General features: G+C 38.7%; 5 protein-coding genes. 4 read left to right on the top strand and 1 reads right to left on the bottom strand.

The genetic code is table 11. From position 1 onward, the window contains the following. Positions 1-6 precede the first annotated feature (6 nt). The gene (locus RLO81_RS09645; RefSeq protein ID WP_350110653.1) at positions 7-738 is read left to right on the top strand and encodes a TrmH family RNA methyltransferase; all 732 of its coding nucleotides are present in this window, start codon (positions 7-9) and stop codon (positions 736-738) included. Here the strand turns inward: RLO81_RS09645 and smc are convergent. Continuing rightward, entirely contained in the window at positions 735-4,268 is a 3,534-nt protein-coding gene (gene smc, locus RLO81_RS09650) for a chromosome segregation protein SMC (RefSeq protein ID WP_350110656.1), read from the bottom strand. The two genes, RLO81_RS09645 and smc, sit on opposite strands and share 4 nt — an antisense overlap. A gap of 139 nt (positions 4,269-4,407) precedes the next feature. On the opposite strand from smc, the gene RLO81_RS09655 reads away from it, so the two are divergent. From RLO81_RS09655 to RLO81_RS09665, 3 genes are all read left to right on the top strand, one after another. Continuing rightward, complete coding sequence (locus tag RLO81_RS09655) at positions 4,408-4,893, top strand: hypothetical protein (RefSeq protein ID WP_350110659.1); 486 nt, start codon at positions 4,408-4,410, stop codon at positions 4,891-4,893. Positions 4,894-5,132: 239 nt separating this feature from the next. Beyond that, positions 5,133-5,456: a hypothetical protein gene (locus RLO81_RS09660; RefSeq protein WP_350110662.1), complete on the top strand. Its 324-nt coding sequence runs from the start codon at positions 5,133-5,135 to the stop codon at positions 5,454-5,456. Positions 5,457-5,466: 10 nt separating this feature from the next. After that, a partial coding sequence (locus RLO81_RS09665) for a beta strand repeat-containing protein (RefSeq protein ID WP_350110665.1) occupies positions 5,467-7,864 on the top strand: 2,398 nt, incomplete at its 3' end.

Below are 7,864 nucleotides of genomic sequence, written 5' to 3' on the forward strand. Positions count from 1 at the left end.
TAAAAAATGATATTATCTAAGTCACTAGCGAAGTTCATTAAATCGCTTCAATTAAAAAAGCAACGCAAGAAAGAAGGTTTATTTATTGTAGAGGGTGAAAAAAGTGTAAACGAACTCCTTAGCTCCGATTTTAAGGTGAAATTCTTAGTTGGTTTGAGTGATTATGTTAAAGAACTTGGCTCTACTGATTTTGACGTTTACGAAACAAACAGCACCATTCTCGATAGCATTGGTACATTTAAGTCCAGCGATAAAGTGATTGCAGTAGCTGAAATAAAATTTGATATGGAATTATCATTTTTAAAAGAGGAAATTATTCTTGCCTTAGATGACATTAACGATCCGGGAAATTTAGGGACTATCATACGTTTGGCCGATTGGTATGGCATTACGTCTATTCTTGCAACACCTGAAACAGCAGATTTATATAATCCAAAGGTTATTTCAGCCACCAAAGGTTCTTTCACTCGTGTAAATGTGCATTATGTAGAACTTGTAGAAACCTTAAAAACGTTGGAAAAACCTATTTACGGAGCCATGATGGAAGGTCAGAACTTACATCAGGTAAAATTTTCGAAAAGTGGTGTTATTGTCATGGGCAACGAAGCCAATGGCATTAGCCCTCAGATAGAAAGATTAATTACGCATAAAATCACTATCCCAAAGTATGGCGCAGCTGAATCATTGAATGTAGCCATGGCAACAGGCATTATTTTAGATAATGTGAAAAGGAATTAACTGTCCGCTAGCTCTCGTAAATCCACAGGCACTACCCGGCTAACGCCTTGCTCAATCATCGTAATGCCATAAATAATATCAGTACTTGCCATCGTTCGTTTATTGTGAGTAACAATAATAAACTGCGAGTCTTTTGAGAAGGTCTTAATGATGTTGTTGAACTTATCGATGTTGGCATCATCCAAAGGTGCATCTACCTCATCAAAAATACAGAATGGCGCTGGTTTAATCAGATAAATAGCAAATAGGAGTGAGGTTGCTGTTAATGTTTTCTCCCCACCGGAAAGCTGATTAATAGTTAATGGCCTTTTACCTTTAGGTTTTGCAATAATCTCAATACTTGATTCGAGCGGGTTGTCAGGATCACTCAGTCTTAAATCACAATCATCTTCTTCAGTAAATAAGCTTCTGAAGACTTTTACAAAGTTTTCTTTTATTTCTTCATAGGCTTTAATAAACGTCTCTTTGGCAACTGTATCAATCTCTTCTATGGTAGATAGTAGTGACTCTTTGGCCTTGAACAAATCCTCACGTTGTTCGATAATAAAATCATTACGCTCTTTAATTTCATTATAGGCCTCCATGGCCATAGGGTTAATGGGCCCCATGCGCTCCAACCTATCTTTAATTTTAGTAACTGACTCCCGCAGCTCATCCTCGTTTATATCTGCGGCCTCTTCACCTTCGTTCAGTATATCGTTTGTGTCGATATTAAATTCAACACTAAGTCGTTCTTTTACAGCGCTTAATTCAAGCTTGGTTTCATTTAGCTTATTCTGGAGCTCCATAATAACGGCATCAATACCTTCTCGACTTCGCTGTATTTCACGCTCGCTTTTATCGAGTTCATCAATAGTACCCCTTACACTATAATATTCTTTTTCTGCTTCATTAACGGCTTGCTCAATGCTTTCACGCTCTTCATACATGCCAACAAGCTCATCATCATTAGTTTCATTTTTTTCCAATAATGATTTTATCTCTGATTCTGTATTAGCCAAGTCCAGCTGATTTTTTTCTATTCTATCTTTGCTGCTGTTAAAAGCATCTTGCTTATAAGATATTTCCTGTTCAATACTTTTTACTCGGTTATCCTGCTGGTGAAAAAATATATTCTGCTCATTAAATGCAGAAGACTTCTCACTTAACAATTCTTGCTGTTCGTTCAGCTCGGCCGTAAGTTCGGCCAACTTGTTTTCAGATTGTGATAGGTCTTTTTCTTCACGCTCAGCTTTGGGCTTATTCTTCGCTACTGAATTAGAGAGTTCATCCACCTTAGCAATGATATCTTCTTTGCGCAAATCAGCATCAGTAAGCATTTTGGCAAACTGCTCCTGCTTGGTTTTAATGGAGATATACTCTTCATTTACCTGATTGATGCCTTGCTGCATCCCTTCAATCTCTTGCTTAAGGGAATTGCCCTTTAATTTTTCGAGCTCCTTATTTTTCTCAGAAAGACTTTGCTCAACCTCATTTAGCTTTTTAGAAAGTTGCTTAATTTCTTTTTCAAGCTTCTCCAGGTTCTTGGCGCGCCCGATTTTCTTTCCTTCAAATAGACCTACAGAGCCACCTGTTAAGCTAAATCGTCTGCGTGTTACTTTTCCGTTTTTGGTAATAAAGGTGTTGTCATCATCTTTTGGGATATTCTTATATTCCCCTTCAAAAATGTATACGTTATCAAGGATATAGGCCATTAGCTTACGATACTTCGAGTCGTATTCAATGATTTCTGTAACGGGAAAAGCATTATCATAAAGTTTGGTATCCGTAGGTGCGAAACTTTCAAATGACTCCAAAATAAAAAAGTTGGCTTTGCCTTTTGCTGCATCGCTCAAAATATTGATCGCCTCATAAGCTTCAGCTTCCTTCTCAACAATGTAGTAATTCAAGTAAGGCTCTAAGTAATTCTCGACCGTTACCCTATACTCTTCATCGCAGGTTAATATGTCCGATAGGAGAGGAGCGTTCTTTTTCCAGCCAGCTTTTTTCTTTAAAAACTTAATGGCCTCCGGAAATCCTTCCAAATTTTCAACCAACGATTTGGTAAGGTTAAACTCGTTTTGCCTCGCATCCAGTTTTCTATTCGTCTGGGTTAATTCCTCCCTAATTACTGAAATGGTCTTTTCAGTGGATTCGATTCTATTCTCGATATCGTGCTGCGCATCTTTCTTCTTTTTGAGTTCTTTGTTTTTAACTGCAAGCTCTTCCTCAAGAAGATTTACCTTTTTGTCGAACTCAATTAAGCTTGCGTTCTGTTCGCTTGTATCCGTGGCTGTCTTTTCTAATTCCTGTTTTAAAGAAGAAAGCTGTAACTCCTGAATTTCAACGGATTTTTTTAGTTGATAAACCTCTTCCTGCTTGCTTTTCAGAATTCTTCGAACGGTTTCCTGTTCTTCCTGTATTCTGCTTGTTTTAGATTTTTGAGCGTCATGATCCTCTTTAAGGGTATTCACTTTTAACTCTATCTCAGCTAAAAGCTTTTGAGCGCTGCTTTTCTCATGTGTCAGACCCTCAATACTAAAAGCAGCCCTTTCATTGCTTTTTCTGTCTTGCTGAATCTGATCTCTTAAGTTCTCAGATTTGTCATTCAGAAATCGCAGACGCTCATTTTTTATCTTCTTTTCGCTTTCGTACTGGCGAATTTTATTGACATGCTCATTCAATGCCTTTTGCCTGGCGCTTAAAGCCTTTTCTTTTAATACCAGTTCAGACTTTGACTTCTCTAGTTCGGCCTCTTTTTCTTTTACTTGTTTGTTGAGGCTAATTTTCTTGTCATTCTCAGCTTCAATTTGCTTAGAGAGCGAGTTGAACAAACCCGTTGATTTCTGAATTGTCTTTCTGGCAAGTCGAATGCTGACTTCTTTATATTCTTCTTTTAGCTGATAGTATTTCTCTGTTTGCTTGGCTTGTCGCTCAAGCGATTTCATATTTTTTTCTATCTCATAGAGCAGGTCTTCAACACGTTCCAGGTCTGCATCAGTATCAGATAGCTTCTTCAGTGTTTCTTTCTTACGCTTTTTAAATTTAGATATCCCAGCAGCTTCCTCAAATAAACCTCTTCTGGAATTGTCCTTATCGTTTAACAGATCATCCACCATTTTAAGCTCAATAATGGCATAGCTGTTAGAGGCAATTCCTGTGTCAAGAAATAGGTTGGTAATATCTTTTAACCTGCAGGTGACTCCATTTAGAAGGTATTCACTTTCACCCGATCTGTAATATCTTCTGGTCAGTGTCACCTGAGAGTACTCTGTAGGAAGTAAGTTTTTGGTGTTATTAAAGGTAAGCGATACTTCGGCAAGCTGTGTAGGTTTCCGTTTTTTAGTTCCGTTGAAAATAACATTCTCCATCTTATCAGATCGAAGCGTCCTGCTGCTTTGTTCCCCCAGCACCCATCGAATGGAATCTACAATATTCGATTTGCCACATCCATTAGGGCCAACAATTCCGGTAATACCTTCGTCAAAGTTGATTACAACCCGATCACCAAAACTTTTAAAGCCTTTTATCTCAAGTTTAGCTAACTGCATTAATACTGCTTATGTTATTTTGAATTTTATCGATCTAATTAGTGGTAAACTAGAAGAAATCGATAGCTTCTTACATTTCTATAATAGAAAGAAGAAAGGGAAACAAATTTATAAGATATATTGATAAATTTGTCATACCATGGATGATATTCAAATTATACTCTACATTGTATTTGTTCTTTTCGCCATTCTGTCTCGTGCGTTAAAAAAGAAGAAGGAAACACAAAAGAAACCTGCTCGACCAGTAGATCAAAACCAGCGTAAAGAAACACCAAAGAAACAACTTACTTTTGAAGAACTCTTAAAGGAGTTTACCGAAGAGCAGGGTACAACGAGAAAGCAAGAACCTCAATTTGCTGAAGAGGAAGAGTACGAGGAAGAATTTGATGTCAATGATGATGAAGAGATTAAACGAATTTATGAGGAATCAGTAAGGGCCTCACAGAAATACGAAGAATCCCGAAAGAACCATGACGACAAACATACAGGCAAGTTCAAACACTTCGAACATTATTCTGAAGAAGATGTGGCAGAAGAAGAAAGCGAATACGCTAAACTTCTTCAAGATGAAGATAGTGCAAAAAATGCTATTATCTTAAGTGAGATAATCAACAAAAAATATTAAAATAACTTAAAATAATTTTATTTTATTGGCCAAAAAAAGGCTGATTCAATCAAAAAAGTGTTTTTTCTATTGAAATATTACTTGAATCCCTAAATTGCCTTATTACGACAAGATCGTATTTGAATTGTACAAAGAAACAGTCATCTTTGCTCTAATGTGTCTATACTAATTAAAGCAATATCTTACATGGCGGTTACTTTGATTTTTTAGACTATATATATTGATAAATTTTTTAATTAATGAATACTGCATTCAACGTCTCAAGATTGTTATTGTTTTCTTTTGTCTTCATTGTATTTTGCGGATTTGATTTTAGTGCGCCTTTAGAACAAAATCAATGCGATAACTTTCAAATCACTGTTCAAATTGAAAACAATATGGTCTCAGTGGATGCTAAAAATGGAACTGCACCATATTCATATTTATTTTATACTCAAGATCAGAAATCTTTATCAGAGGAAGTTAATTCTTCATCTATTCTAATCAATAGTAGAGGAACGTATAATGTTATGGTACTTGATACCAAAGGTTGTTCTCAAGTTAAGGAATTTACCATTTTTTGAAATAAAGTAAATGATGAGCCTCAATAACTGCAATATCAAGCTACTTTTCACAATTTTAATTGTTGGAATATTCAATTCATTCTCTTTTTCACAAACAGTTACACCAAATTTTACAGCAGGTCCTGGCAACCAACTCGAAGTTGAAGTGTTTATATCTAATCCTTGTGATGGATTAAATAATGGAGAGATAACTTTCACGATTATTTCAGCTTCTGGCGGAAGCGCTACACTTCAGGTAATAAGACAGGCTAATGGATTCTTCAACTTTTTAAATACTCCACCACATGACACTGATTTTGCAGTGGGTGAGCCTATTTCTGTTGGAAATTCTTTCACTTTTACTACACGTTTAGACGGTAATGGACTTGAAGCAGGAAATTATGGTTTTTCAATTACTGATGGTTCATTTACTATAAATGAACTTGGCGGTTCTGATGGTGTTGATTTAACCGCACTTACTGCTATTGCCATTAGTGCCACTGGTACAACGACTGATAATACATCTTGTTTGTCTCCAAATGGTCAGGTTGAGGTTTTAATAGAGAATGGGTCACTGGATTTAGCCACAGGACGAATAAGCTACACATGGAATGCCGATAATGGACTTGCAGGCTTGCCTCTTACTATCAATGACGTTGACGCCACTACAAATTACACAGCCAATTTATTAACAGATTTAAATAATAATGGATTTCCGGCTTTATTGGGATTGCCAGGTGGACAATATGAAATTGTTGTCACAGATAATTATTCGGTGTGTTCAGCATCGCTTGTCAATGACCCCACCTTGTTAATCTCGGATCCCTCTCCATCAGATAGAGATATTACCAATCCGGGAGTTAGAAATATTTGTACTGGGTCTGGAACAACAATAGTTCTTGAAAATAGTCAAACCCCTTCTCCAGCAACTGAACCAGACATTTTTTATCAAGTTCAAGTTGATGGTTCCAATGTTGGTGCGGCCCAAATAGGTGATGGAACAAATTTAACGTTCAATCTATTGTCATCTGATTTTAGCGATGGAAGTGTAATTACAATTGTGGCCACTCAAGGTGCTTGTACACCAAATACAATGTCGGACAATGTTACCATCAATCTAGTACCTGCCCCCGATGGAACGATCAGTAACAACGGTCCTATTTGTGCTGGAGCAGCAGTAGACTTAACCTTCACAGCAACGGTAGGCACCGGCCCATTTGATATTGTAGTAGATGGCACCACGTATAATGGAATAGCCAGTGGAGCCGTATTTGCGACCTTTACTGAAGGAGTAGACTTCACCGGCAACCAGACCTTTACGTTAACCTCAATCACCGATACAGGAGTAGTACCAAATTGTGCGGCCACAGTAAGTGAGACAACCGATGTGGTAGTGAACCCGGAACCTGTAGGTACGATTAGCAATGACGGTCCGATATGCCCAGGTGGATCAGTAGACTTAACTTTTACGGCAACGGTAGGCACCGGCCCATTTGATATTGTAGTAGATGGCACCACGTATAATGGAATAGCCAGCGGAGCCGTATTTGTGACCTTTACCGAAGGGGTGGACTTTACAGGAGATCAGACCTTTACGTTAACCTCAATCACCGATACAGGAGTAGTACCAAATTGTGCGGCCACAGTAAGCGAGACGACCGATGTGGTAGTGAACCCGGAACCAGCGGGTACGATTAGTAATGACGGCCCCATCTGTGCTGGAGCAGCAGTAGACTTAACCTTCACAGCAACGGTAGGCACCGGCCCATTTGATATTGTAGTAGATGGCACCACGTATAATGGAATAGCAAGCGGAGCCGTGTTTGCGACCTTTACAGAAGGAGTAGACTTTACCGGCAACCAGACTTTTACGTTGACTTCGATCACCGATGTAGGAGTAACTCCTAATTGTGCGGCTACCGTAGTTGAAACTACTGATGTATTGGTGTTATCAGCGCCAGCAGGTACTATTAGCAATGATGGCCCCATCTGTGCTGGAGCAGCAGTAGACTTAACCTTCACAGCAACGGTAGGCACCGGCCCATTTGATATTGTAGTAGATGGCACCACGTATAATGGAATAGCCAGCGGAGCCGTATTTGTGACCTTTACGGAAGGAGTAGACTTTACCGGTAACCAGACTTTTACGTTAACTTCGATTACCGATACAGGAGTAACGCCAAACTGTGCGGCCACAGTAAGCGAGACGACCGATGTGGTAGTAAACCCGGAACCAGCGGGTACGATTAGTAATGACGGCCCCATCTGTGCTGGAGCAGCAGTAGACTTAACTTTTACGGCAACGGTAGGCACCGGCCCATTTGATATTGTAGTAGATGGCACCACGTATAATGGAATAGCCAGCGGAGCCGTATTTGTGACCTTTACGGAAGGAGTTGACTTTACAGGTAACCAGACTTTTACGTTAA

Source organism: Fulvivirga sp. (assembly GCF_040220315.1).
Taxonomy (GTDB): Bacteria; Bacteroidota; Bacteroidia; order Cytophagales; family Cyclobacteriaceae; genus Fulvivirga.

Bases quoted from the DNA above. Each gene is read 5' to 3' on its own strand.
- RLO81_RS09655 (WP_350110659.1), top strand. From the start codon at position 4,408: ATGGATGATATTCAAATTATACTCTACATTGTATTTGTTCTTTTCGCC.
- smc (WP_350110656.1), bottom strand. From the start codon at position 4,268: ATGCAGTTAGCTAAACTTGAGATAAAAGGCTTTAAAAGTTTTGGTGAT.
- RLO81_RS09645 (WP_350110653.1), top strand. From the start codon at position 7: ATGATATTATCTAAGTCACTAGCGAAGTTCATTAAATCGCTTCAATTA.
- RLO81_RS09660 (WP_350110662.1), top strand. From the start codon at position 5,133: ATGAATACTGCATTCAACGTCTCAAGATTGTTATTGTTTTCTTTTGTC.